The sequence below is a fragment of the Candidatus Pelagibacter communis genome (assembly GCF_001180025.1).
Taxonomy (GTDB): domain Bacteria; phylum Pseudomonadota; class Alphaproteobacteria; order Pelagibacterales; family Pelagibacteraceae; genus Pelagibacter; species Pelagibacter ubique_A.
The window spans coordinates 1-1,512 of sequence record NZ_CVSK01000065.1; the positions used below are offsets into that span (position 1 = coordinate 1).

1 protein-coding gene and 1 pseudogene are annotated in these 1,512 nt (G+C 31.0%); both read right to left on the reverse strand.

All coding sequences use genetic code 11. The annotated features are described in order from the left end of the window. A pseudogene (locus AMN83_RS03015) lies at positions 1-839 on the reverse strand (glycine/betaine ABC transporter); the annotation flags it as partial. Then, positions 829-1,512: ATP-binding cassette domain-containing protein (locus AMN83_RS03020; RefSeq protein ID WP_143323642.1), on the reverse strand; the 684-nt coding region annotated here is incomplete at its 5' end. The gene AMN83_RS03020 and the pseudogene AMN83_RS03015, both read right to left, overlap by 11 nt.

Genomic DNA, 1,512 nt, shown 5'->3' on the forward strand with positions numbered 1-1,512 from the left:
ATCACTATCCATGGAGTTTTTACAAATAGTAATTCTAAGAAATCTAGCACTGATCTAATACCAATTGTGATTGCTGTAAATAATGCATCTCCTTTTAACACTGCGTAATCAAAGATAGTTTCCACCCATTTAATTGAGGTTAATCTTATGTCTGGATGAGTTGGAAAATCATCCATTATAGTAATAACGCCAGGAAAACTATAATGCACTACAGAGAAAAACATAATCACTGCTGCAAAAATTGTACTTGAGATAAAGTTCTTGGTTTGCATTCCTGGTCTTATTGTTTTGTCTGATAACCATTCTGAATATCTTTTTTCTAAAATAGAATTAGCTAAAATCCCTTGAATTATTTTAATTGAAATTAATAAAGCAATACCAAAAATCGTAATCCAAATTGCAGATGCTTCAATTCTTGCAACTTCGTCAATATATCCCTGCATTGCATCTTCTAAGGATTTAATGTTACGTTTATAAACATCGACTTTATCTGGATTGTTGGTAATCGCTGCTTCTAACTGTTTGTTTCTAAATGCAATTGTAGATTCAACCTGTTTAATTTTTTCAACAGCATCTTTAGTAATATTTCCAAATAAACCTCTAATAATTTGAACAACTGAAAATGTTTCAATTATTAAAAATGCCAATGCCCAATTCCATATATTTCTCATTCCAAACCAAATTGGACCCAGAATTCCCGCATATAAGTTAAATGAAAAAGAGAATGAAGGTTTGCTTCCAATTTTTTGAAACTCTTTGATGTAATATTCTGGATTTGATTTCACAAAGTCCGTTATTAACTCAGATCTAGTAGGGTTATTAATTTGTTTATTCTCCATCACCACCCTCTATTACTGCTTTTAAAAGATCTGATTGTGTAATAACTCCAATATTTTTTTGCTTATTATTTTTAACAACTAATGGCTTGTCTTTCGATTTTGAAACTTCAATTAATTTACTTAATAATTCATGCTCATCTACACTTTGTAAATTTTCTTCCAATTTACCATTTAAATTTTCATAACTTTCAACTTTTTGCATAATTGTTTTTGCCTGAACAACTTTAAGTCTAGAAATTCCTTTAACAAAGTCTGCAACATATTCATCAGCTGGATTAACTACGATTTCTTCAGGGGTACCAATTTGAATTACCTTTCCGTCTCTCATAATAGCAATTCTATGCCCTACCCTTACTGCTTCATCTAAATCATGAGTAATAAAAACTGTTGTCTTTTTCATTTGTTTTGAAAGTTTGATAAATTCTGATTGAAGTTGTCTTCTTATTAGTGGGTCTAATGCACTAAAGGGTTCATCCATTAAAAGAAATTCTGGGTCTGCAGCTAATGCTCTTGCAAGTCCTACTCTTTGCTGCATACCTCCAGATAATTCATGAGCAAATTTGTTACCCCAACCTTGCAATTCAACTATTTCTAAAATTTTATTAGCTGCATCTAAACGATCATTCTTACTTACACCTCTAATTTCAAGGGGCATTGCAATATTATCTACAAC